The organism is Amycolatopsis sp. cmx-11-51, assembly GCF_047608665.1.
Lineage (GTDB): Bacteria > Actinomycetota > Actinomycetes > Mycobacteriales > Pseudonocardiaceae > Amycolatopsis.
In genome coordinates, this window is sequence record NZ_JADNQO010000028.1 from 19,476 (window position 1) to 42,356 (window position 22,881).

26 protein-coding genes and 2 pseudogenes are annotated in these 22,881 nt (G+C 67.4%); 20 read left to right on the forward strand and 8 right to left on the reverse strand.

The features are described from left to right. Positions 1–200: 200 nt before the first annotated feature. Together ACM6LU_RS37945 and ACM6LU_RS37950 are read right to left on the reverse strand one after the other, a co-directional pair. On the reverse strand, positions 201–590 hold the full coding sequence (locus ACM6LU_RS37945; RefSeq protein WP_414942701.1) for a hypothetical protein: 390 nt from the start codon (positions 588–590) through the stop codon (positions 201–203). Further along, positions 499–1,209 (reverse strand): hypothetical protein, encoded by a 711-nt coding sequence (locus ACM6LU_RS37950; RefSeq protein ID WP_414942702.1) that lies wholly within the window; start codon positions 1,207–1,209, stop codon positions 499–501. Before ACM6LU_RS37950 ends, ACM6LU_RS37945 begins: the two co-directional genes overlap by 92 nt. An 832-nt stretch (positions 1,210–2,041) precedes the next feature. On the opposite strand from ACM6LU_RS37950, the gene ACM6LU_RS37955 reads away from it, so the two are divergent. From ACM6LU_RS37955 to ACM6LU_RS38015, 13 genes are all read left to right on the forward strand, one after another. Then, positions 2,042–3,124, forward strand: coding sequence for an IS630 family transposase (locus ACM6LU_RS37955; RefSeq protein WP_414942703.1), 1,083 nt, complete (start codon positions 2,042–2,044; stop codon positions 3,122–3,124). Between the two features lie 24 nt (positions 3,125–3,148). Then, the gene (locus ACM6LU_RS37960; protein ID WP_414942726.1) at positions 3,149–3,874 is read left to right on the forward strand and encodes an SAM-dependent methyltransferase; all 726 of its coding nucleotides are present in this window, start codon (positions 3,149–3,151) and stop codon (positions 3,872–3,874) included. Positions 3,875–4,098: 224 nt separating this feature from the next. Next, positions 4,099–5,184, forward strand: a complete 1,086-nt coding sequence (locus tag ACM6LU_RS37965) for a GPP34 family phosphoprotein (protein WP_414942704.1) — start codon at positions 4,099–4,101, stop codon at positions 5,182–5,184. A gap of 89 nt (positions 5,185–5,273) precedes the next feature. Next, positions 5,274–5,606 carry a hypothetical protein gene (locus ACM6LU_RS37970; protein WP_414942705.1) on the forward strand — a complete coding sequence of 111 codons (333 nt, stop codon included), beginning with the start codon at positions 5,274–5,276 and terminating at the stop codon, positions 5,604–5,606. 556 nt (positions 5,607–6,162) lie between these two features. Further along, complete coding sequence (locus ACM6LU_RS37975) at positions 6,163–6,411, forward strand: hypothetical protein (protein ID WP_414942706.1); 249 nt, start codon at positions 6,163–6,165, stop codon at positions 6,409–6,411. Positions 6,412–6,483: 72 nt separating this feature from the next. Beyond that, positions 6,484–7,737: a methyltransferase, FxLD system gene (fxlM, locus tag ACM6LU_RS37980; RefSeq protein WP_414942707.1), complete on the forward strand. Its 1,254-nt coding sequence runs from the start codon at positions 6,484–6,486 to the stop codon at positions 7,735–7,737. A 54-nt stretch (positions 7,738–7,791) separates the two neighbouring features. Then, positions 7,792–7,965 carry an FxLD family lanthipeptide gene (locus ACM6LU_RS37985; protein WP_414942708.1) on the forward strand — a complete coding sequence of 58 codons (174 nt, stop codon included), beginning with the start codon at positions 7,792–7,794 and terminating at the stop codon, positions 7,963–7,965. 66 nt (positions 7,966–8,031) lie between these two features. Beyond that, positions 8,032–11,145 carry a lantibiotic dehydratase gene (locus tag ACM6LU_RS37990; protein ID WP_414942709.1) on the forward strand — a complete coding sequence of 1,038 codons (3,114 nt, stop codon included), beginning with the start codon at positions 8,032–8,034 and terminating at the stop codon, positions 11,143–11,145. Further along, complete coding sequence (locus tag ACM6LU_RS37995; protein ID WP_414942710.1) at positions 11,142–12,374, forward strand: lanthionine synthetase C family protein; 1,233 nt, start codon at positions 11,142–11,144, stop codon at positions 12,372–12,374. Before ACM6LU_RS37990 ends, ACM6LU_RS37995 begins: the two co-directional genes overlap by 4 nt. Before the next feature lie 46 nt (positions 12,375–12,420). After that, entirely contained in the window at positions 12,421–13,293 is an 873-nt protein-coding gene (locus ACM6LU_RS38000) for a thiopeptide-type bacteriocin biosynthesis protein (protein WP_414942711.1), read from the forward strand. Next, entirely contained in the window at positions 13,254–13,748 is a 495-nt protein-coding gene (locus ACM6LU_RS38005) for a hypothetical protein (RefSeq protein ID WP_414942712.1), read from the forward strand. The genes ACM6LU_RS38000 and ACM6LU_RS38005 overlap by 40 nt, the downstream gene beginning before the upstream one ends. Before the next feature lie 99 nt (positions 13,749–13,847). Then, a complete protein-coding gene (locus ACM6LU_RS38010; RefSeq protein ID WP_414942713.1) occupies positions 13,848–14,378 on the forward strand; it encodes a hypothetical protein in 531 nt (176 codons plus the stop codon). A gap of 268 nt (positions 14,379–14,646) precedes the next feature. Continuing rightward, positions 14,647–15,129 carry a hypothetical protein gene (locus tag ACM6LU_RS38015; RefSeq protein ID WP_414942714.1) on the forward strand — a complete coding sequence of 161 codons (483 nt, stop codon included), beginning with the start codon at positions 14,647–14,649 and terminating at the stop codon, positions 15,127–15,129. A 181-nt stretch (positions 15,130–15,310) separates the two neighbouring features. On the opposite strand, the gene ACM6LU_RS38020 is transcribed toward ACM6LU_RS38015, so the two are convergent. After that, entirely contained in the window at positions 15,311–15,544 is a 234-nt protein-coding gene (locus tag ACM6LU_RS38020) for a hypothetical protein (RefSeq protein WP_414942715.1), read from the reverse strand. Between the two features lie 239 nt (positions 15,545–15,783). Beyond that, a complete protein-coding gene (locus ACM6LU_RS38025; protein WP_414942716.1) occupies positions 15,784–16,125 on the reverse strand; it encodes a hypothetical protein in 342 nt (113 codons plus the stop codon). 348 nt (positions 16,126–16,473) lie between these two features. Between ACM6LU_RS38025 and ACM6LU_RS38030 the strand changes: the two genes are divergently transcribed. The 3 genes from ACM6LU_RS38030 to ACM6LU_RS38040 all read left to right on the forward strand — a co-directional run bounded on the left by ACM6LU_RS38030 (position 16,474) and on the right by ACM6LU_RS38040 (position 17,763). After that, positions 16,474–16,758, forward strand: coding sequence for a hypothetical protein (locus tag ACM6LU_RS38030; RefSeq protein WP_414942717.1), 285 nt, complete (start codon positions 16,474–16,476; stop codon positions 16,756–16,758). Between the two features lie 68 nt (positions 16,759–16,826). Further along, positions 16,827–17,030 carry a hypothetical protein gene (locus ACM6LU_RS38035; RefSeq protein WP_414942718.1) on the forward strand — a complete coding sequence of 68 codons (204 nt, stop codon included), beginning with the start codon at positions 16,827–16,829 and terminating at the stop codon, positions 17,028–17,030. A gap of 259 nt (positions 17,031–17,289) precedes the next feature. Then, complete coding sequence (locus ACM6LU_RS38040) at positions 17,290–17,763, forward strand: peptide deformylase (RefSeq protein ID WP_414942719.1); 474 nt, start codon at positions 17,290–17,292, stop codon at positions 17,761–17,763. Between the two features lie 29 nt (positions 17,764–17,792). Here the strand turns inward: ACM6LU_RS38040 and ACM6LU_RS38045 are convergent. Both ACM6LU_RS38045 and ACM6LU_RS38050 read right to left on the reverse strand, forming a co-directional pair. Next, positions 17,793–17,891: pseudogene (locus ACM6LU_RS38045) on the reverse strand (HNH endonuclease); the annotation flags it as partial. Between the two features lie 236 nt (positions 17,892–18,127). Then, on the reverse strand, positions 18,128–19,504 hold the full coding sequence (locus ACM6LU_RS38050) for a DHA2 family efflux MFS transporter permease subunit (protein ID WP_414942720.1): 1,377 nt from the start codon (positions 19,502–19,504) through the stop codon (positions 18,128–18,130). Between the two features lie 26 nt (positions 19,505–19,530). On the opposite strand from ACM6LU_RS38050, the gene ACM6LU_RS38055 reads away from it, so the two are divergent. From ACM6LU_RS38055 to ACM6LU_RS38065, 3 genes are read left to right on the forward strand one after another with little or no spacing between them, the layout of a single operon-like run. After that, positions 19,531–20,040, forward strand: a complete 510-nt coding sequence (locus ACM6LU_RS38055; protein WP_414942721.1) for a MarR family winged helix-turn-helix transcriptional regulator — start codon at positions 19,531–19,533, stop codon at positions 20,038–20,040. Continuing rightward, positions 20,037–20,624 carry an NADPH-dependent FMN reductase gene (locus tag ACM6LU_RS38060; RefSeq protein ID WP_414942722.1) on the forward strand — a complete coding sequence of 196 codons (588 nt, stop codon included), beginning with the start codon at positions 20,037–20,039 and terminating at the stop codon, positions 20,622–20,624. Before ACM6LU_RS38055 ends, ACM6LU_RS38060 begins: the two co-directional genes overlap by 4 nt. A 16-nt stretch (positions 20,625–20,640) precedes the next feature. After that, positions 20,641–21,552, forward strand: a complete 912-nt coding sequence (locus ACM6LU_RS38065; RefSeq protein WP_414942723.1) for an NADP-dependent oxidoreductase — start codon at positions 20,641–20,643, stop codon at positions 21,550–21,552. Positions 21,553–21,776: 224 nt separating this feature from the next. Here the strand turns inward: ACM6LU_RS38065 and ACM6LU_RS38070 are convergent, their stop codons facing one another. Further along, on the reverse strand, positions 21,777–22,229 hold the full coding sequence (locus tag ACM6LU_RS38070; protein ID WP_414942724.1) for a hypothetical protein: 453 nt from the start codon (positions 22,227–22,229) through the stop codon (positions 21,777–21,779). Next, a complete protein-coding gene (locus tag ACM6LU_RS38075) occupies positions 22,226–22,369 on the reverse strand; it encodes a hypothetical protein (protein ID WP_414942725.1) in 144 nt (47 codons plus the stop codon). The genes ACM6LU_RS38070 and ACM6LU_RS38075 overlap by 4 nt, the downstream gene beginning before the upstream one ends. 278 nt (positions 22,370–22,647) lie before the next feature. Between ACM6LU_RS38075 and ACM6LU_RS38080 the strand changes: the two are divergent. Then, positions 22,648–22,881: pseudogene (locus tag ACM6LU_RS38080) on the forward strand (IS701 family transposase); the annotation flags it as partial.

The window sequence follows — 22,881 nt, forward strand, 5'->3', positions numbered from 1 at the left end:
TTAACCGGGCGAGGAGATCAGCGACGGCCGGTGTCGAACGGTGGCGGGCGAGACAGCGCGCCACCGTTTCGATCCTGTGTGCCGGACGAACAGACGTGACACCCGCCGCGAGGTCCACCGCGTGGCTTAGCGTCTCCGCCGCCTGCTCGACCTCGCGGGCCTGGAGGTACGACGTAGCCAGCCAGGTCAGGTACAGAGCCTTATCGCGTGCGTGCGTGCGTGTCGTCGAACTCGCCGAGAACCCGTTCAAGCACCGGGACTGCGCGCAGCGGCCGACGGAGTTCAGTCCAGCAGCGGCCGGCCATGATGTCGATCTCGGCGGCATCGACCCAGAACACCCAATCCGGCTCCGGCCTGGTCGCCGGGGTGTTCAGTGCCTCGCGCGCGAGGTTCAGCGCCCGGTCGGCTTCCTGCGCCTCTCCCGCCGTCGCGTGCGCCCAGGCCTTCCGATCGAGCAGCAGCGCCCCAACCTTCGGCGTGGCGACCTGACGCGCAACCTCATACGAATCCGCCGCGAGCGCCGTGCCACTCTGCTGCGTCGCCGTCTGCTGGTACGCGGCGTACGCGATCGCGTTCCCGGCAAGATCCAACGCCTGCGCGTCCTCGGCTGTCGTCGTACAGCTGTTGCGCGATCGCGTGCTGCCCGTGGTCAAATGCCGCCCACCCGGCCTGCTGCTGCTGTTCGGCAAGCAAAGCCAGCAGGTCTCGACCGATGTCCTCGGTGTGGCTGGACTCGTGGATCAGCCGTTGCGTGTAGTCAGCTTCGGCGGCGTAGACAGGAAAGGTTTCGGCCCCGCCCAAGATGTTGTCCAGGCGCCGCAGGCGGGCAGTGCGACGGCGTAGTGCCGCGACATCGGAGCGGCCGATCAGGCGGGCGGTAGGCTGATCGGTGCGAGCGAGCGGAATTGCCAGAGCGGCCATCGCCCCGATGAATACACGCCGCTGCACGCCGCCCCTTTCCTTGCGTCGTTTCGCCCGTGCAGTCGAAACGACGCGGCTGATCTTCTTTTCCTCGACTCCGAAGCTGGCCGCGATCTGTTGTTGCCAGAAGGGTGCCGGTAGACGCTTCTCAGTCTCCCAGCGGGATACCTCGTTTCTGGTGATGGCCTGCCCCGAAAGCTCGGACAGAGTCGAGGCCTGATCAGTTTGCGACCGTCCAGTGTCCTCACGCAGGGTCCGAAGCAGTGCGCCGATGCTGTCCTGCTCCACAGGTACCCCTCATGTCGCCCGGTCTAAAGTGGCCATCATCTCTCTGGCCTCGCCTTCTGGCCACCCCCTGGAAATGGCCACCCCGCGAGGCTCCTCTCGCCAGGCATTATCGCTCCTAGCTTCAGTCCCGTGACACATCAGGGATGGCGAAGAGCGCGCGTGGTGCATGTGGCGGAATCGAACGGCGGTGCTGTCGACATCGTCGTCGGCGTGGCGAAGGACCAGCACGGCAGATACCACCGTGCACTCGGCATCGGCGACGGACCGACCGGCTTTCGATGACGATGCAGTCGCCACAGTTGATCGCGCAAAAGTCGTGCTCACTGGACGGACGGGGACGACGCGCTGACCGAGGTGCCCTCGGGCGGGATGACAACTCAGCGTAGTCGATTGTCACGCAAACGAACCCGGACTGACAGTCCGGGTTACTTGCCAGTAATCACTCTACGTTAACCAGGGGTTTCCCAAGCACAGTTTTCGGCACCTCTCCAAGTTGCCCGGCCAGCCTCGCGCGTCCATTCAGTGCACTGAGATCGCAGCCGAGAACATGAAGTAAGCGAGGCATGTGAATGCGCGAAGAATCGACCGCGGAACTGGTCCCCGAATCCTTATCGGCTGCCGATGGGGATAGGTATGCCGCACCGGTCGAGGGGTCATCGACGCCATACTCGGCGGTGGGGGCAGCTATCAGGTCGATAGGAATGTCGCCTCTGCCGTGTTCGGCGTGTTGCCGAACGGCGCAAACGATGCAAGGGCTCTACTGTCGTGTAATTCTCTTTGTTTTACATGGGTGTGACTGGTCGTGTTGTTGACTGGGTGGGTGGAGTTGACGGTGGACGAACGGGCCGAGTTGTGGTCCCTGGTGGGCAGCCCGGACGTGCCGGCGACGGTGGCGACGCGGGCGCGGATCGTGTTGTGGCGGGCGGAGAGCCGGCAGAAGCAGGAGATCGCGGCGCTGGCGGGGGTGTCGCGGCCGACAGTGAATTTCTGGTTGGCCCGCTATGAGGCTGAGGGGGTCGCGGGGTTGCTGGAGCGGCCTCGCGGGGCGGGCCGGGAGCAGGTTCCGTCCTCGGTCCGGGCCCGGATCCTGGCGGCCACGCGGACGAGCCCGCCCGCGGAATCGGGGTTGTCGCACTGGTCGAGCCGGGAGATGGCCGCGTTCATCACGCGGACCGAGGGGGTGTCGGTGTCGCATCACTACGTGGCGACACTGTGGCGGGACAACGGGTTGGCGCCGCATCGCCAGGGCACATTCAAGATCAGCAAGGACCCGGCTTTCGCCGAGAAGGTCGCCGACATCGTCGGACTGTATCTCGACCCACCCGGCGGGGCTGTGGTTCTCTCGATCGACGAGAAGACCCAGATCCAGGCCCTGGACCGCACCCAGCCGTTGCTGCCGATCGAGTTCGACGCGAGCGAGAAACGCACCCATGACTACGTGCGGCACGGCACCACGAACCTGTTCGCCGCGCTCGACGTGGGCACCGGCGAGGTGTTCGGCGAGTGCACGCCCACCCGCAATGGCGCCGACTTCCTGGCCTTCCTCAATAAAGCGGTGAAACCCCACGCGGGCAAAGAGATCCACGTGGTGCTGGACAACCTGTCCACGCACACCACGCCCGACGTGCAGGCGTGGCTGCGCAACAACCGGCAGGTGCATTTCCATTTCACCCCCAAGGGCTCCTCCTGGCTGAACCAGATCGAAACCTGGTTCAGCATCGCCACCCGCCAATCCATCCGCCGCGGCACCTTCACCAGCGTCAAGGTCCTGATCAAGCAGATCCGCGACTACATCACCCACTGGAACTCCGACGCCACGCCCTTCATCTGGACCGCCACGACCGACGAGATCCTCGCCAAAGTCCGCCTCCTCCAGACCAACATCAAGAAACTCGTCGACAACAACGCCAAGTAAAGACAACAGAATCACGCGACACTACTGCGCGCCAGTGCTGAGTTTCAAGCAAGGGTATGTCGCCTTCTTGTCGGCCGTACCTGCAGAGTCAAGCGATTCGTCATCTGTGGCGCGGACGTGTGGGCGCCGGATCCTTTGCATCAGCTGATTCATCGCATCAATCCGGACGCGGAAATCCTGTATGTCGAACCCGACATTGTCATGGCACATCGTGCCCGGCAGGCCTTCTTCAAGGAGCAGCTCCGGCCGAGCAGGTTTGTCGAAGTAGTCTATGCCGACGTCTTCAGTCCCACTTTCATGCGTGACCTTCGCGAACTCATGTTGCTCGATGCGCCCGACGTTGAGCCCATCGGGCTGGTGCTTTGTTCGACGCTGCCGTTCATCCCGCCAGAACCTCATCTTTCGGCGAAGGACATCGTAGCCCGGATCACCAAGAATCTTTTTGACCGCTCGTTTGTTTCCCTGGACTCCTTCTGCATTCCGCCAGTCGACGCTGCTGCGCGCCTGGCGTATCGGATACAGGAAGCGTTCTGCACCGGCCCGCTCGGAACCGGGGTGTTTCTACCGGAATCCGAGGTCATGGACTTGTTCGGTGAACTCTCTCTGGTGCGGCCGAATACGGGCATGGACCTGGGGAAGGTGGTCCCCTGCTGGCAGTGGTATCCGCAAGGTCCGGTGAAACCGCACGCCATGGACCCGCTCGTCGTCGGCGGTCTCGCACACAAGGGGCCACCGTGGCCCTCTTGGTAGGCGCCTCCTCTCAGGGCCGTTCAGGGCCGTATCCGAAAGTCGCAGGTCAGCACGATGCCGATCCCGGACGCGAATCCCTCGCGGATAACGATGCCGTCGCGGACATGCGACGCCTCGCAGGCGGACGTACACACACCCGTTGTCTCACGGGAGCACGGGTGGCCCGACCGTTCACCGCGACTTGGTTCAGGCCACCGTTCCCACTAGCACCCTTGGGAGCTTGGATGTCTCCGCACTTCACCGGAGTGCCCGGGCAGGTCGTTGTCCCGGCCGCGCAGGACCCAGCGATGTCGACCCTGCCGCCGCTGCGCAGCACCAGACGTCCGGCCCCTCCCCTGGCCGGACCAGGGGTGGGCCAGCACCCGGCCGGACCAGGGCCCGCGCCGAAGCTGCGTCAATCTGAGCTGTCCCACCCCTACGTCACTCCCGCCACTGAGCGGACCCTTCCAGTTCCCCTGCCCCGCCTCAGCGGTACGGGCCACCCGGGCGATCCGGTGCGGACCGGGACCTTCCTCGACGGCGCTCATCGCCAGCCGCCGAAGAAGCGCACCCCGGCACCGGAGCCAGCGGCTGAATCGACGTCGCCGGCTCTCTCCGCCTCAGCCGCGGATGACCGCCGCCATGAGCAGGAGCGAGATCGTTCGCCGCGGATCTCGATCGCGCAGGCCATTCGGTCGGATCGGCTCGCGGATATGGCGCTGGCGGCCAACTACTGCCGCGGCCAGTATCGCCCGGCGATGCAGAACCAGGAACGTGTCGCGCACGTACTGGGGTTCCTGCTGCTGGCCGAGCTCGTACTGGACCGCGACATTGTCGTCGATCACGCCGGACGTGTCTGCCCGGTGGGCCGCGACCGGGACCGAGACGGGGACACCGTGGAAGCGCCGCTGTGGCACGACATCCGCGGCGAGCCGAAGCCGCTCGGGGTGGGTCAGTGGCTGGCCTATCTGGCCCTGGACTTCCGCTCGACGACGCTGGTGTGGCGCAGGCTGGTCGCGGGCGGTTTCGCTGCGGAGGAACGGGCGTCCTTGTTCCGCCGTCGGCACAGGTTCGAGCTGACGAATGCGGGCGCGCCGATCTGGGCCCGGTGCTACCTGCTGAGGGAGGTGACCCCCCATGCGGAGGTTCCCGCTCCTGCGAGCGTTCTCTGGCGGGGATTGGACGCGCTGCACCTCGCGACGGCGACCGACCTGGACCTGCCGGACGAAACCCGGAACCGGCTGCGCGCGGAACCGGTCCCCGCCGGCGTCGAGCCGTTGCTGGCCAGCCTCACCCATTCGCTGGAGTCGTCGGCCACCCGCCTCACCTGAGCGTCCACGCCCCTTTCCCTGTCCCCTCACCGTTTCGGAGTCGCCTTGTGCCTACCTCGTCCGGAGCATCCGCCAGAGAAGAGTCCACAGTGGATGGTACGTCGACGTCCACGGTGCGGGAGGCCCTGCGCAAGGCCGCGCTGAGTCCGCTGACGATCGCCGCCGGCGCACTCGCCGCGGCGACGCCGCTCACGGTGGCCGCGGGACTCGTGCCGACCGGGATCGCCCAGACCGGCAGCAACGGCTTCTTCTGGGCGTTCCTCGCCGTCCCCGGCCCCGGCCGGCATGGTGGCGGCGGCTGCGGCTGGATCCCGGCACAGAGAAAGTGGAGGAACGGTTCTTCTGCTCGGTGCACGCCGAGATCGCCCAGCGTGCCGAGTGGAACCCAGGGTGAACCTCCGCTGTCACCTTGTGGCCGCTGACACGGTGTTCACCGGGCGAGCATGCACGACCGGACCCCGTTCCCAGGCCGGGTGTCCGAGACGCGAGATTCCCGCGCCGCGGCTCCGTCCCGGCCCAGTGCCACGCGACGTCGTGCCCGTCGCGGAGAAGGTCGCGTGACGAGCCGCGATGATCACCGCCGAGCAGCGAGGAACGAAGCCAGCTCACCAGCGCATCCAGGGCGAACCACCTCGGCTGATCATCCACGACCCCCGGCTCGCGGTCCCGCTGATCTGCGACGGCCGCGGCATGCAACGACCAGAGCCACGTCTACCTCCGTCTCCGCGAGGCCCACCTGCCAGGACTTCGGCGACGTCGGCGCACAGGACGCTGCTACTCGGCGCCTCCGTGACCGCGTCGCGCAGGCGCTCACCGTGGCCAGGTATCGCGCGAAGATCGTCATGATTCCCGGCCATCTGCTACAGCCAGCCCCTCAGCGCGAAGCAACTTGCCTTGGCAGAGAAGGAGAACGTCGCAGGAGCCAAGCCACCCTGCTGAACACCGCCGGCGTGCTGGTGCGCGAACACGACGCACGGCGTGAACATCCGCCTGATCGAGCTGGCGACCAAGCCCTGCTGGATCAACACCTCCTACGGCAACGCAAAGCTCACCACCGCGGGCCGCGCTCGGAACGCGCCGTCCCCGGACGTCGAGGAGCAGCTCGCCCGCGGCGGCCGGGAGGCACAGGACTGGTTGTCCGCGTGCGCGGTGCCCGAGGGATTCGACCTCGTCGAGATCGACGACGGGATCGTGCTGTATCCGGAAGTTCAGGCGGGGGTGATGTGAGGAGGGTCTGGGCCGAGAGCGTGCAACGAGAGAGCCGGAAAGCCGAACATTTGAGTCTGAAAGAGTGACCGCATGACTACAGCCCGAGACATCAACTTCGACGTAGCCCCCCAGGCAGAAGAGCTGCGCGAGGCGATGGTGGCCGAACTGCGCGACCTTGGAGCGATCCAGAGCGAGCAGGTGGCCGCCGCCATCGGAACCGTGCCACGCCACCTGTTCGCACCAGGGAAGCCGCTGGAGAAGGCGTACGCCGCTAACAGCGCCGTAGTGACCAAGCGAGACGAGAACGGCGTCGCGATCAGCTCTCTCTCCGCGACCCACATCCAGGCGGTCATGCTGGAGCAGGCTCAGATCGAACCAGGGATGCGTGTTCTGGAGATCGGCTCGGGCGGCTACAACGCGGCATTGATCGCCGAACTCGTCGGCACGGCCGGACAGGTCACCTCGGTCGACATCGACTCCGACATCGTCACCCGCGCCAAGGAGTGCCTGGCTGCCGCAGACTACGACCAGGTCAACGTGGTGCTGGCCGACGCGGAGAACGGCGTGCCGGACAGGGCACCGTTCGACCGCGTGATCGTGACTGCCGGTGCCTGGGACATTCCTCCTGCCTGGTCCGACCAGCTCACCGAGCACGGCCGGATCATCGTCCCCTTCCGGATGCGTGGCCTGACCCGCACCGTCGTCTTCGAACGCGTCGGCGACCACCTGGTCAGCCGGGACTACCGCCTGTGCGGCTTCGTCCCGATGCAGGGTTCAGGGGCTCATTCCGAACGTCGAGTCCCGCTGGACGGCGACGAGGTCGTCCTGCGGGTCGACGAGGAGTTGGCAGTCGACGAGGAACTGGCGGTCGACGCCGGCCGCCTGCAGGAAGCCCTGCTCATGCCGCGGGTTATGCGGTGGTCGGGGGTCGAGTTCGACCAGGTCGACGAACTGGACTTCTGGATCGGTACCCATGCGCCGGCCTTCGGCCTGCTCACGGCCCAGGACGGCCCGATCGAGCGCGGCTTGGTCGGCCCCTCAGCGAAGCGCGGTGTGCCGACCCTCGTACGTGGCGGCAGCTTCGCCTACCGCACCAAGCGCCCGATCGAGGGCACCGAAACCTTCGAGACCGGCGTGTACGCCCACGGGCCAGAAGCTGAGGCCGTCGCCAAGGAGTACGTCGAGCTGCTGCGCACGTGGGACCGCGACCACCGGCGAGGTCCTGGCGCCCGCATCGAGGCCTACCCCGCAGGCACCCCGATCTCCATACTCCCCCAGGGATGCGTCGTCGACAAGCAGCACACGCGCGTCGTCATTTCCTGGCCCCGACCACAGGCGTCCTGACCACAAAGGACACCTGGGGAAGTAATCGCAACACCTTTCAACGGAGGAGGTTTCGTGACAGCACTACTGGAACAGGTCGCGTCGACGCCAGGAGCCCCGGCAATGGCGTCCGATTGGGACCTCGACCTCAGCATCGCCGAGTCGGGTCCCGTGGTGGAGGAGATGATGCGGCTGACCGACGACGGCTGCGGCTCCACCTGCGAGTCCGCCTGCAACTCCTGCGCGTAGGCACGATCCGATGAACTTCTGCACCCGGTGGCGGCTGTTGTCTACCCGTCACCGGGTGCAGGCGTTATGACCTTTGGGGAGCCCGTGTACGAGGTAGTGGACGCGGCCGTCGTCCGAGCGGCGACGAGGCCGGGCGGTTCGGATGTTCTGCGCTGGCCTGACCTGACGGACGTGCCCGACGTCGCGGAGGATCCCGTGACGCGATGGCGCTTATGGCTACAAGAAGTCTGGAGCTCACCGGTCTTCGCTGAAGCTCTTGAAGTTGCGAGTCCGTCGTTGGCGCACCGTGTCGAAGAGGTGTGCGCGGGGAACAGGCTGGATGAGCGCCAGGTCCGCCGTGCCGTGCTCTCGGTCGTTCGCTATCTGCTGCGTGCCACCGGTCGAGCCACCCCGTTCGGCCTGTTCGCCGGGATCGCTCCCGCCCGCCTGGGCTCCCCACTCGCCGGAAACATCGGCGACGACCACCGTCCGGTCGCGAGGGTCGAGACCGAATGGCTCGCCGCGGTGATCACGCGCCTCGAGTCCTGTCGGGACCTGCGCCATCGCCTACTCGTCGTGCGCACCAACCTTGCGTTCGTCCGCGACGACCGACTGGTGGTCGGCTGCCAGCAGCAGAGATCCGGCAGCGGTGACGAGCCGGCCGAGGTGTCGGTTCGGCACACCAAACCTACCCAGGCCATCCTGCGCGCCACAGAGTCGCCGATCCGGCTGGGCGACCTGGCGGCAAAGCTTGCAATCGACTTCCCCGACACCCCGGAGAACCTGATCGACACGATGCTGGCCGGGCTGGTCGCGCAGCGGATCCTGATTACCAACCTGCAGCCGCCGATGACGGTGGCCGATCCGCTAGCCCATGTCGTTGAGGTATTGACCGCAGCGGGCGCCGACACACTCCCCGAGACCGCCGAATTGGCAGGTGCCCTACGGGGTATCCACACCGCCCTGACGCAACACGACTGCGCCCGCTCTGCTGTGCGGGCCCGCGGCCTGCGAATCGCCGCCGCGCAAGAAGCGACGGCGGTTACCGCCATCGAGCGGCCGGTGTCGGTGGACTTGGTCCTCGGCAGCGACGTAAGCCTGCCACCGGCAGTAGCGTGCGAAGCGGAAGCCGCCGCTGCCGCACTGGTGAAACTCACGCCGCAGCCGTTCGGCTCACCGGCCTGGCAGGACTATCACGGCCGGTTCCTCGAACGGTACGGAGTCGGTGCCGTGGTGCCCGTCGAGGAACTCCTCCACGGCGACACCGGTCTCGGATTCCCCGCCGGGTACCGCGATTCGAGGTTGAAGACCGCAGCCCGGCCCGGCCTGTCCGATCGTGATGACGCGCTGCTGGCCTTGGCACAGACCGCCGCGCTGCGGCAGGAGCACGAGATCCAGCTCGACGAGAAGCTGATCACCGAACTCGCGGTCGCGGACCTCGGCGAAATCCGGGTCCAGCCACACACCGAACTGCGCCTGCGGATACACGCCGCCACCCTCCAAGCTCTGGACGACGGTGACTTCGAGCTCGCCCTGAGTGGCGTGTCCCGCGCGGCCGGGACCACGACCGGCCGGTTCCTCGACCTGTTCCCCCAACACGACCGGGACCGCATGGTTACCGCCTACGCGGCGCTGCCCACGGTCAACGAGAAGGCGATCCCGGTGCAGGTCTCCGGGCCCACGCTCTACCCACGTTCGGACAACGTGGCCCGCACTCCCGCCGTGTTGCCGCACCTGCTTGCCCTGGGCGAACACAACTTCGGCCGCGACGGCCTGATTCCGGTACACGACCTGGCGGTCGTCGGGGACCCCCACCGGCTGTACCTGATTTCGCTGTCCCGGCAGGTCCCGGTAGAACCGGTCTTATTCAGCGCGGTGGAGTTCCTCAACCACATCCATCCCCTGGTCCGGTTCCTGTGCGAGATCAGCACCGCTCGCGCTGCGGCGTGCGCTCCGTTCTCATGGGGAGCCGCCAGTCGGCTGCCGTTCCTGCCGAGGCTGCGCTATCGACGCACCATCCTGTCGCCAGCCCGTTGGCTGCTGGCCAAATCCGACCTGCCTGAACCCGACGCACCCTGGAAGAGCTGGGTGGACAGCCTGAAGGCGTGGCAACAGCGGCTGCGAGTACCGCAGACGGTCTACCTCGGCGAGAGCGACCGCCGGATCCGCCTGGACCTGACCGAACCCGCCCACCTCCACGTGCTGCACGCCGAGCTGAAGCGCGCCGGCCACGTCGCGATCCGCGAAGCACCCAGCGACAGCGCGTTCGGTTGGATCGGCGGCCACGCCCACGAAGTCGTCATCCCCCTCGCGACGACCAGCCCACCAGTTCCTCACCGACGCTGGCCCGACAGGGTCGTCAGCCGCGACCACGGCCACCTACCCGCCGCCAGCCCCTGGCTCTTCGCCAAGCTCTACGGCCACCCAGACCGACAAAACACCGTCCTCACCACCCACCTGCCCGTCCTACTGTCCACATGGGACGACGAGCCGGAATGGTGGTTCCTGCGCTACCACGATCCCGAGCACCATCTGCGCCTACGGTTCCGGCTGCACGACCACGCCGACTTCGGCTCGGCCGCCGCACGGATCGCCACCTGGTCAAGCGACCTACGCCGCCGTGGTCTCGTCGGGCAGGTGCAGTTCGACACCTACTACCCGGAAACAGGACGGTTCGGCAGTAGCGCGTCCATGCACGCCGCCGAGGCGCTGTTCGCCGCCGACTCCGCCTCAGCCGTCAACCAGTTGGCCGTGACCGGCCGACGAGACGGCCAACACCTGCACCCCGTCATCGCCGCGAGCATGGTCGACCTCGCCATCTCGGTCACCGGCGACCCCGCCGCCGGAATGCGTTGGTTGATCGACAACGCCACCACGTCCCCGGCTCCGGCCGTCGACCGCACGGTGCACAACGCCGCGATCCGGCTAGCCAACCCCGGCGACGCCTGGGCCGCGCTACGCGAGATTCCCGGCGGCGAGAGCATCACCGCCGCGTGGACGCGACGACGTACCGCGCTCGACGCCTATCGCGCCGCCCTCACCGCCGAGAGCGACACCACCCCGGAGACGGTGCTGCCGGACCTGCTGCACCTGCACCACGTCCGCATGGTCGGAATCGACACGGACGCCGAACGCGCCTGCCTTCGGCTGGCCCGCGCCGCCGCCCTGAGCTGGACCACACGCACCCGAGGAGCGCTGTGAACCAACCCATCCCCGAAACGCACGTCGCAACAGACGCCATCGCCAACCAGCTTGCCGACCCACAAACCGCCAGCCCCAACGGTCCCGGCCGACGCCGACCGCAATCCCTGGCCGGAGGCGCGGCGGGCATCGCCCTGTTCCACATCGAGCGAGTCCGCTCCGGGCGAGGCGACTGGGCCACTGCACGGTCCTGGCTGTCGGCCGCCGCGAAGGAGACACTCAGCGCCGGCCCCAATGCCAACCTGTACTTCGGTGCCCCGACCCTCGCCTTCGTCACCGACGTGGCGGCCGACGAACCCGGCAGGTACGCGCGAGCCCTCGCCGAACTCGACGCCACCACCATCGCCCTGACCCGCCGCCGCATCGAGGACGCTCACGCGCGCATCGACCGCGGCGAACGGCCGCCGCTGGCCGAATTCGACCTCATCCGCGGCTTGGCCGGGCTCGGCAGCTACCACCTGCAGCGCCATCCCAACCACGACATCACCAGCGCCGTGCTCACCTACCTCGTCCGGCTGACCGAACCGCTGACCGGCTACGAGGACGAGCTGCCCGGCTGGTGGACCGACGTCTCCCCGAACGGCGCCCTGGCACCGGATTTCCCCGGCGGACACGGCAACCTGGGCATGTCCCACGGCGTCGCCGCCCCTCTGACCGTGCTCGCCCTCGCGCTCCGCCGCGACGTCATCGTTGACGGGCACGCAGCGGCCATCGCGCGGATCTGTGCCTGGCTGGACATCTGGCAACAGCCCGATCCGACAGGGCCGTGGTGGCCGGGCTTCGTCACCCTGGCCGAGGTCCGCACAGGACACGTCGATCCGCACACCAGGCAACGACCCTCGTGGTGCTACGGCTCCCCCGGCCTTGCCCGAGCTCAACAGCTCGCCGCGCTGGCTACCGGCGATGTCGAGCGCCAGCACACCGCTGAAGCCGCGATGCTCGGTTGCCTGCGCGACCACGTGCAACTCGACCGCCTCACCGACAGCGGCCTCTGCCACGGCACCGCCGGAGTTCTTCAGGCCGCCTGGCGCATGTCCCGTGACGCGCGAACCCCGGACTTGGCGGGAGAACTGCCTGCCCTCACAGAACGTCTGCTTGCCGAACTCTCCGCGGTAGGCGACGAGATCGAGTTCCTCGACGGACTCGCCGGCATCGGCCTGGCCCTGCACGCCGTCGGCACCGAGGCCACTCCCCCAGCGGTGTGGGACGCCTGCCTGCTGCTGAACTGACCGCCACGCGGAAGGACCGGAGAAGATGACCTCGTCGTGGTGTCAAGTGTTCGTCCACTTCGAGGACTGGAACGCCGCCGAACGCATCGCCGTCACCGACCTCGCCAAACTGCTTACCGAAGCCGAGGACACGGGTTTGATCTCCGCCTGGTTCTTCATGCGGAAATCCCCGTGCTGGCGCGTGCGCTTCCTCCCCCGCGACCAGAGCACTGCCCAGAACGCCACTGGGCTAATTCACCAGCGTCTCGACGCGCTGGAACACGACCACCGAATCACCCGGTGGGTGAAGACCATCTACGAGCCCGAAACCCACGCCTTCGGCGGCTCCACCGCAATGGACACCGCTCACCGCCTCTTTCACATGGACAGCCGCCACATCCTTGCCTATCTCGGCAGCGACCGCTCCGCAGCAGCCGAGGCAGACGATCAGCGCCGTGAGCTTTCGATCCTGCTGTGCAGCGCCCTCATGCGCAGCGCCCAACAGGACTGGCATGAACAAGGCGACGTCTGGGCGCGCGTCGCAGAGCACCGGACGCTTCCGCCGGACACCCCGGCAGACCGGCTACGCGGCCTGGAGCCTGGACTCCGGCGGCTGATGACCGTGGACACCGCGAAGTTGCTCCAGAACAACGGAACTCTCGCTGGCTGGGCCACGGCGTTCACCGAGGCAGGGGCTCAACTCGGTGAGCTCGCGACCGGCGGTGTCCTCCGTCGAGGACTGCGGGCCGTGCTGGCCAACCACGTGATCTTCGCCTGGAACCGCCTCGGCCTGAGCCACACCAGGCAAAGCATCCTCGCCAACGTCGCCAAGGCTGTCGTCTTCACGCCACAAAGGGGGCCTGCATGGGCACGCCGCTGCTCCGACCTTGAGAGGACTTCGTGCAACGAACCGACCAAGAGCGTCTCAGCACCAGACTGACCGAATGGTTCCCGCTCATACCCCGTGCCCGGCCCCAGTGCCGGACCCTCGAACGCCGGGTCGACGAGATCCGGCAGCTCGCACGCGTGGCGCCGGAGAACCCGACCGAAGACCGGATCTCCACAGCCGCCGAGGCCCACAACAAGGCGGCGCTCGTGCTCAGCGACTGCGGTCTCGACGATCTGGCACAGCAGTTGTGCTGGCAGCAGTTCAGCATCTTCCACACCGCCTGGCCACTGCCGGAACGATCGGCGAAGCTCGCCCTGCAGCCCGTGGTCAACCTCGGCAGACTCCTCATCCGCACAGGCCACTACGACCGTGCCTATCAGCTCTTCGTGAACGTCTTCGAGGCCGTGCGGGACCAGACCACGGCAACGGTCGACGGCCGCCGGATCGACTTCCATCACCTCGTCGACCAGCCCAGCCACCACAAGGACGTAGGACGCTTCCTCTAGACCATTCTCCTAGCCGACGGCACTCGCGCCCTTACCCGAGCTGGCCGCTGGCACGACGCGCTACAGCATCTTCAGCAGCACAAAGGCATCGCGAAGCGGATGCTCGACGGTCGGCAGGTCGCCATCCTCGAGCGGTACTCGGCGGGTGACCACCACGGCGCCCTGGACCTGCTTGGCGACAGCACGATCCCCGAACCCTGGGAACGGGCCATCGCCGCGTTCCTGCGAGCGCTCTGCCTCCACGCCTCCGGACAGCTTTCCCAAGCGGGGCTGACAGCGATGATCGACGATGTGCTCAACCTGGAGTCCGCACCTGGGCATCCCGTGTTCCGCACCCGCTTGGGCTTGTGCGCGCTCGACCTCGCACCCGACCCCGACGTGCCAATGCTGGCCGCCCGGATCGCGCGGGAAGCGCTGACCGCCGGCGACGCCTATGCGGCCCGAGACGTGCTCGCACACGACCGGTGCCGTACGCACATCACGGAAGACGACTCGACCACGTTCGCCGAGATCGTGCAGGCATCCGGCCTCGACTGCGGCACCATCTCCGCCGGGCTGCTGGACGAACTTATGGCCGCGGTGCGAGCGTGCGAGGCCCACCTGACAACCTGCCATGACATGGGCAAATAGCCTATATCAATGAAACTCGTATCCGGCCGAAATGGATTCCGACGTGCCGTACACCAGCTATGTTGACGTCCTGCTCCTTTTGGTTCGTGACGGGCACGTCCTGCTCGTCCAGCGCTTCGACACCGGCTACGCTGACGGCGACTGGAACGCGCCCTCCGTTCATTTGGCAAGTCGCCTGTCGGATGAGCGTTGTCGGCTCGGGCGCCGCGCCACGAGGGATGCGATACGCGGGTCAAGCTTCGGTCAGGCTCGTCTCTAGGCTGCCCCGATGGATCTGACGCGGCTGAGTGACGACGTCGAGGGGGTCTCGCGGGGCTATGCCCGTGCGCACGGCATCGAACGGAATGAGACGTGGTTTCTCTTGAAGCTTCAGGAGGAGGTCGGCGAGTTGACGCAGGCGTTCCTGATGCGGACTGGGCAGGCCAGATCCAAGGGAAACACGCAGCAGGAGTTGGACGACAGGTTCGGCGCCGAGCTGGCCGATGTGTTGTGTCGTGTGGTGCTGATGGCTCGGCACCACGGAGTCGACCTCAAGGAACAGGTCGAGCGGAAGTGGCTGGTGTGGCATCCCGCCAGGTCGGTCTCCGCCGTTGGCGGATCGGAGCAAATGGTGGAGACCGTGGAGCGGCTGTCGGAGGGTGCGTCGACGCCGTCGGATCAGGTGGACGGCGCGGTCGGGAGCGTGCAGGTGCCTGAACTGCGGAAACATACGACGCAGGCCGTCGCGCTTGGATCTGTCCGGCGGTCTTGACCTTCACTGGGTCGCCTGCAAACCGGATCCGGTTTGCAGGCGGTTGTGCCTATCCGTGCGCGGTTCGTTTCAGGTATCTCAGGTCGCCGGCTATGCCGAGCGCCGGACGACGGGCCACCGCCGCGCGAACGCCGTCGCACGCGGCCCCCGCCCGGTCGACCGCCGCGCCACGAGGGCGTGCTTACTGGTCGGGGCTGCTCATGTCGGGGTTTCTCGGCGAAATCCGTGGATCCGTGGCACGTTCACCCAGGTTGTAGACGGCGAACTGTCTCCCACCGAGGAGACGTTCAGCGATGCCGCTCACGACGGCCTGCATACGGTGCCTCACGCGGAAGGCGACGGTGTCGCCTTCGCTGATCGGTTCGCCGGTCACGGGGTTGACCGTCAGCGGCGGAGGCGAGGCGTTCTCGGGCACGAAGAGCTCCTTCATCACAGTCCTTTGGAGACTCAGGCGCGTCGGGGACGTCGGTCCGGGCGGGATCAAGATCGCACGCGGGGACAGCGCCGTCTGTGGACCTGGTCGACCGCGACCGGGCTGCGGCGGTGGACCGCGGGCGAGACCGCCGGCGCGCACGCCACCGCACAGTGGCCCGTCGACCGGAAGCCGGGGACACGACGTAACGGTGGATGGTGTGCCTTGCCGGACAGCTTCGGTCAGTCGGTGCCAGCCCAGGTGAGCTCGTCGATCTCCTTCATGGCGCGTAGTTCTCGGTTCGACTCGTGAAGCTGGCTTCCGAGGTCGTGCAACCGCTTGCGGACCTGTTCAGCGGTGACGCTCCCGTCGGCGACGAGTTCCAGGAGATGCTGTATCGCGGCGAGTTCGATAGCGATCCCGGATTCGGCCCCGGAAAGGTGCAGCCGGTCCTCGGGAACCGCGATGACGTTGAGCGACGCGGTGACACCGGTGATCTGGTGACCGTTGACGCTGATGTCGAACCTCTTGTCGTGCGGCACGATCAAGCCCCTCTTCGAGTCGGCGATGGTGAGAACCGGCACCGTAGCGCGGTGTCCCGTCACCCGATGGGGAAACCCGCGCTCGCAACGCACGCTGACCACGAACCGACTCCCGTGGCTCAACCAGCGGAAGCCGCGGACGACGTCACGACCGCTGACACACCGCCCAGATCGAACAACCCGGAGACCCCGACCGCCCAGCGACTCGGCGCCGCCAACGGGGTCGCGGCCAGAGACTCGGCCTGTTGGTGACCAGCGCTAGCATCCCGGGTAGCAGGACCACCACCGAGCACAGCCGAGGATCACGAATGAACCTTCAGATCACCCTCGACATTCCCCGCCGACATCGAGGCGGGTCTACGTACCGGTGACCTGATCCGCCACGCCGGTGTGATCCGTGACGGCGCCGGACGTCTCGCGGCCCTGCTCAAGGAGACTTCCGCTCCCCAACAGGTCGAGGACGCGATTGACGCGGCCGCCCTGATGATCAAGAGGCCAGTCGCGATCGCGGGACTCGCCGCGCTGGCCGGCGTCGCGGCGGCCACCGTGGCGTCCGCGATCGTCCTGAAGCAGAAGCGGAAAGTGCCGGAGTGCGTTACCTCCTTCAACGACTCACTGCGGGCTCAGCTTCTGACTGGATCCGGGAAGGCGGGGTCGTGTCGGGTACCGGACTAGATCGGCGTCGGTGTCGCGACCGCAATCGAGCAAGGACTCGGCGCCGACGTTCCGACCGGAGCGCCCACATGGCCATCCACCACGCGCTCGACACCATCGCCCGCGCGCTGCGCCCCGCCCTGGCCGAGCGCGCGCTCTGCGCGGGTTGCAACGGCGCCGAAGGAGGTGGTTTCGGCGCCGATCAGCGTGAATCCCAGCTCACCACCTACCGGGCGAACCCGCCCGCCGCCCGGTTCGCCTGGACCTATCCCGGCGCGGAACCCAATCGATGATCAACCGCCCGCGCACCGCGGGGTGAAGGAGTGAGATTGCGAAGCCGCCGCTGACCGTGCAGAACGCCGCGATCACCACCGCCAGCGTGGAGATCAAAACCCTGACGGTGTCCGGAAAACAGGTCACCCTCGCGGTGTTCCGGCAGCTGATCGAGAAGCCGCTGATTCTCGCGGACGGACCCTGGCCGGGCAACCGTGGGGTGTCGTCAACTACCACCCGGACAAATGCGCGAACAGCAGCACCGCGCACTGGCACGTGGTGTGGCAGGAAGACACCGAACTGCGCCGCAGTCTGGTGGTGGTGACCCCGGATTTCGGTGTGTTCCGGCCGGTGGAAGCAGAGCAGTTCATCGCCTCGTGCGTCCACGACATGCTCAGCACCGGCACGACGAGGTATTTCCGGGGTACACCTCCGCTGTCCAAGTGGAGCGAGGCCGGGAGCGTCAAACTTCCCACCGACCACGATTTCACCACCGTCACGTGCCTTTCACGAACGGGATACTCCGCCATCGAAAGCTCCCAGGCTCTCGCGTCCCGACGGGAGAGATACGGCGAGAGCAGCAAGATCAGCGACGGCACCACGAGAACCACCGTGTTTGAACGCGGCGTCGCCCGCCTCGTCGCCCACGAAATCGATCATCTCCACGGCCACCTCTACACCGACCACATGCGCCAGAAGTACCCCGTCCCGGTCGAGCAATACCGCGGAACCGGCACCACCTGGAAATATTGACACCTCCGCTGGCAGGCCGGGCGGCGTTGTCAGCAGCGGTCGAGCATGCTGGCCAGGGCGGTACGTTCCGGGACAGTGATCGTGAGCCCGCACTCGCTTTTGACCACGATCCAGTCGGTCGCATAGGTGATGTCGGCGACGAAGTCTTCTCCAGATTTCGAATGTCTCGTGAGACATCGGCGAATGACTGCGGTGCTGGTCGAAGGGTCATGTCGAGCGGAACGGCAAGTCTGTGTGCTGGCCGACCGTGAGACATCATGGCTGGCTGACCCGGAATCGAGAAGTTCACTCGATCGTTAATGGGCCTGGCGTGGCACAACCCGGACTTTTCGATCCTGGTCGAAGGTCCTGAGATCGCGATCTTCTACCGCGAGGTCGCGGGGGGCGACGGTGCTTCGGCTCGCCGGAAGGGCAGGGCGAGCGCTGGTAGCAGGCAGATCGCGACGAGGCCGGCGCTCCACTGAAAGGCAATGGCGAAGGCATCGACTTCGCCTGCCGGTTGCGTGGCTAGCACCAGCGCGAGTACCGCCGTGCCCGCGGCCCCGCCGAGCCGTTGAAGCACGCTGATGAGCGCCGTCGCCCGCGGAATCTCGGGGCGTGCGAGCAGCCGGTAGGCGGCGGCTGTCATGGCCAGACCTGCCAGTCCGAGGCCGAATCCCCGCACGACCATGGCCGCGGCGAGCAACACCGAGTCGGGCTCGGCAGTAACGAAGAGGAACGGGACGCTGCCGGCCAGTGCGGCCAGTGTGCCGGCGACGACCAGTGGGGCGGGCGCGGCACGGTCGACGTAGCGGCTGCCTGCCAGGAGGGCGAGTGCGGTGCCGACGCCCTGCGGCGCCAGCAGCAACCCAGCTTCGAAGGGAGTGTGCAGCCGGATCTGTTGGTAGTACAGAGGTAACAGGTAGAGCGCGCCGAAGATCGCGACCCCGGACAGGAACAGCAGTATCGCCGCGGGCCCGAATCCGCGTCGCGCGAACAGCCGGAGGTCGACGATGGGCTCGGCTGTCCGCAGCCCGTGGACAACGAAGAGCGCCAGCAGCACCACGCCGGCTCCGGCGGGAAGCCACTGCACCTCGCCGCCTACCGAAAGCGTGTAGATCAAGCCACCGAGTGCGGCCGAGAGCAGCAGTGCGCCGAGCCAGTCAAGTCGCAGGCCGGTCCGACGCTCACCGTCCGGCAGAAGGCGCCACGCCGCGAGCAGCGCGACCGCGCAAATCGGCAGGTTGATCCAGAAGATCGAACGCCAGCCGAGCCCGCTAACCAGTAAGCCGCCCAGCGCTGGACCGGCGACCGGTACGAGTTGTCCAGGTATCGTGATGAGCGCCAACGCCCTGGCGATTCGCTCCGGCCCGGCTGCTTGGGTAAGGATCGCTTGGCAGAGCGGGAGAATGAGTCCGCCGCCCGCTCCCTGGAGCACCCGGAAGGCCACGAGGCTCGGCGTGGACCAGGCGAGCGCGCAAAGCAGCGACCCGAGCGCGAAAACCGTCAGGGTCGCCAGCCAGACCGTCCGTGCGCCGAAGCGATCGACAGCCCAGCCCATCAGCGGGATCACCACGGCCATCGCCAGCAGGTAGCTGCTCGACACCCAGCCGACCTCGGCCTCTGACGCGTCGGTCTGCGCGGCGATCGTGTCCAGAGCGACGCTGACGATGGTCGTGTCCAGCAAGGAGACCGTCGCGCCGAGCAGGAGCACGCCGGCGAGCAGTCGGAGGCGCCGGTCGTCCACCAGTTCTGTTGGCATGCCAACATTCTGCTACACTTGTTGGCATGCCAGCAAGTGATGATGATCCTCCCCACGTCGGCGTGCGGATCGCAGTGGCGCCGTTGGGCTCGGCGCTGCTGCAGGTCGTGCGCGCACACGCCGCGCTCGCCACGCGATGGTTAGCCGATGTCGGGCTGGTGCCCCCGCAGGAGCTGGTGCTGCTTTTTCTCGACGAGCACGGCCCCTCCCCGCAACGTGAACTCGTTCGCTATCTGGGCCGGGACCGCTCGACGGTGACCGCGACGATCCAAGCGATGGAACGCGGCGGACTTGTCCTACGCCGGCCTTCCGGCGCGGACAAGCGGGCGCTCACCGTCGAGCTGACCGCGCAGGGTACGCAGCTGTGCCCCCGGGCGAACGAGATCTGGCGTCGGCTGGAGAACGCCACGTTCGGCGATCTGGACGACGAGCGGACCAGCGTGCTGACTGCCGTCCTGCGGCAAGCCCGAGAACGGCTGGCGGCTGTCGCCGAGAACCGGACGAACCCCGCCGCCGAGCAGGACAGTGCCCAATGACCACGGTGGCACAGACGGGAACGAGTGCAGCGCCGGACAGGTTTCGACTGCTCGTGATCACCGCGAGCGTGCGGGATTCCCAGTTCGGCCTAGTCGTGGCGAAGTGGTTCACGCGGAGAGCCGGTGCGCACGCCCGTTTCGCGGTCGACACGGTCGACCTCGTGGCGACTCCTGTTCCCGCGAGCCTGGCTCGCGACGCCACGGTCGACGCGTTCGCCACCCGGGTCGGCGTCGCCGAGGCCGTCGTGGTGGTGACCCCGGAGTACAACCACGGCTACCCCGGAGCGCCGAAGAACGCTCTTGGCGCGAGGCGGGAATGGGCGGCCGAGCCCATCGCCTTCGTCTCCTACGGCGGCCTCGCCGGTGGCCTGCGGTCGGTGGAGCTGCTCCGGCTGGTCGTCGCCGAACTGCACATGGTGTCCCATCCGGGAGACGGTCAGCTTCCACTCCTGCCACCAGCGGTTCGACGCCGAAGGCAACCCGAAGGACCCGGAGGCGGACGCCGCCGACCTGCTGCTCGACCAACTCGGCTGGTGGCCGACGCACTGCGCACGGCCCGCGCCACCGTTCCCTATCCCGCCTGATGATGAGGAGCACCGGATGCGTGCCATCGTCTACGACCGCTACGGCCCGCCCGAGGTACTGCGCCTCGCCGAGTTGCCCGACCCCGAGCCCGGCCCCGGCCAAGTGCGGATCCAAATCCGCGTCGCCGGGGTGAACCCCGTCGACGCCAAGTCGCGCGGCGGTGCCTTCGCCTCCCCCGACGAGCCGGCGGCGTTCCCGCGCCGGGTCGGCAACGAATACGCCGGCTTGGTCGACGCTCTCGGTCCGGGTGTCACCGCGCTCGCCGTCGGCGAGGCAGTTCTCGGATCGGCCTTCGCCCAGGCCTACGCCGAGCTGATCGTCGCTGACGCCGACGCGGTCGTCGCCAAGCCGGACTCGCTGGACTGGGCACTGGCCGGGGCGCTGCCCGCCGCCGGCCAAACCGCGGCGGCGGCGCTCACGGCGCTGACGATCCGTGCGGGCGACACGCTGCTCGTGCACGGTGCCGCAGGCGGAGTCGGCACGGTCGCCGTTCAACTGGCCCGGTTGCGCGGAGCCACCGTCATCGGCACCGCGAGCCCGGCGAACCACGACTACTTGCGCGCGCTCGGCATCATTCCGGTGGCTTACGGCGACGGCCTGGTCGACCGCGTGGCCACACACGCGCCTGGCGGCGTCGACGCCGCGCTGGACCTGGTCGGCGGCGAATCGGTGCTCGCGTCACTGGCCCTCGGCATCGCACCGACCCGGATCGGGACGACCGTCGACACCGATGCCGTGCGAAGCCATGGCATCCAGCGGGTTGGCGGCCGGTCCATTGACGCGTTGCGCGAGGTGACCGAACTAGCCTCGACGGGAACCCTGCGGATACCCGTCGACGCAAGTCTCGGGCTCGGCGAAGCCGCGGAGGCACATCGGCGGATCGAACGCGGACACACGCGCGGGAAGGTGGCACTGCACGTCAACTGACGTCCGCCTGGAGATACAGCCTCGAAGAGGCGGACCACCCGACTTGATCCATGGAACACCCGAGGCGCGACGATGCTCGCGACCTGACCGCTGAGTTTCCTCGCCACATCCGACCGACCGAGGCGACAAGCGTACGACCGTCGGTGGCCGCGCACAGCAACGGAGTTCGTGAAAGCAGAACCTGTGGGGCCTGCCGGGGTTCGAACTCGGGTTCTGCCTTCCGGTCATGGGGGCTGGGTTCGGCGGGTGTCGAGCGTGACCAGGATCCCGGTCTGGTCGAATTCTTGGCGTAGCAGGGTGTTGTCGTGGTGCAGGGCCGCGATCGCTGGGCCCGCCGCGTCGAGTCGGTGGTTCAGCAGGGCGCATTCGCGGGTCCGCTCCGCGAGCTTCGCGCGCAGCTGGGTCAGCTCGTCGTTCTTCCGCGCCTCGCCGGGAGTCATCCCGCCGCATTCGGTGACGCGTGTGTTCCAGTCGGCCATGACGCGGTGGGCTCGGTTCATGGCGGCTCGGCTGACGCCGGCTTCTTTCCAGAGGTCATCCTTGACCAGCCTGCCGTCGATGCGCTGCGGGCGCCCGGCCAGCAGCCGGTCCATGGCCTCACGCAGGGCGACGGCGGTGCGCGGCGGCACGCCCTCGTCCTGGGTTGGTGCGGCAGGGTGGTCTGGAGTGATCGTCACGGGTTTTCCTTGTCTGCCTTGCCAAGGACGGTTTCGATGTCGGTGAGTTCGCGCTGCAGGGCGGTCTTGCGGCAGGGCGGCAGCTTCGGGCTGTCGAGAAGGGTGAGGAGGGCGCGTTTCTCGGCGTCCCAGATCGGCACGTGCTCCTGGCCGATGATGCTGTTGCCGCAGCAATCTGGTCGGCACCGATCCTGCAGCGGGCCTTTGTGGCCTGGTGGGATGATCGCGTTCTCGAGGCAGAGCGCGCCGGTCGGGTTGTTCTCGTCGAAGGGCGCAGTGGTTGAAGGTGCCGAACCGGATGAAGATCCGCGCCTTGCGCAACAACGCCCTCTCGACGGCGGCGTCCCCGCGGCGGGCTTTGACGGTCTCTTAGTACTCCAGCCGCACTTTGTGATCTGTCGTGTAAGTTGTCGATCTTGTGGTGACTGATGAAGATCTCAATGCTTGGGTGGATGGGCTGGAAGAGTTGTTTGCCCAGGTGGCGGGCCGGTTCTTGCGAGTCGAGCCTCGGCGCCGTGCTCGTGCCTACGTGCGTGGCTTACTTGCTCCGTTGGCTGGCAAGAACGGGTGGACGCTGGCTGAGGCTGCTGGTGATCTGGCCCCGGACGGGATGCAACGGCTGCTTAACGCCGCCGCGTGGGACGCCGATGGC

Coding starts and splice junctions, on each gene's coding strand:
- ACM6LU_RS37990 (WP_414942709.1), top strand. CDS start 8,032: ATGACCTTTGGGGAGCCCGTGTACGAGGTAGTGGACGCGGCCGTCGTC.
- ACM6LU_RS38055 (WP_414942721.1), top strand. CDS start 19,531: ATGCCAGCAAGTGATGATGATCCTCCCCACGTCGGCGTGCGGATCGCA.
- ACM6LU_RS38060 (WP_414942722.1), top strand. CDS start 20,037: ATGACCACGGTGGCACAGACGGGAACGAGTGCAGCGCCGGACAGGTTT.
- fxlM (WP_414942707.1), top strand. CDS start 6,484: ATGACTACAGCCCGAGACATCAACTTCGACGTAGCCCCCCAGGCAGAA.
- ACM6LU_RS38035 (WP_414942718.1), top strand. CDS start 16,827: ATGGCCATCCACCACGCGCTCGACACCATCGCCCGCGCGCTGCGCCCC.
- ACM6LU_RS38010 (WP_414942713.1), top strand. CDS start 13,848: ATGCTCGACGGTCGGCAGGTCGCCATCCTCGAGCGGTACTCGGCGGGT.
- ACM6LU_RS37965 (WP_414942704.1), top strand. CDS start 4,099: ATGTCTCCGCACTTCACCGGAGTGCCCGGGCAGGTCGTTGTCCCGGCC.
- ACM6LU_RS38050 (WP_414942720.1), bottom strand. CDS start 19,504: ATGCCAACAGAACTGGTGGACGACCGGCGCCTCCGACTGCTCGCCGGC.
- ACM6LU_RS38015 (WP_414942714.1), top strand. CDS start 14,647: ATGGATCTGACGCGGCTGAGTGACGACGTCGAGGGGGTCTCGCGGGGC.
- ACM6LU_RS38065 (WP_414942723.1), top strand. CDS start 20,641: ATGCGTGCCATCGTCTACGACCGCTACGGCCCGCCCGAGGTACTGCGC.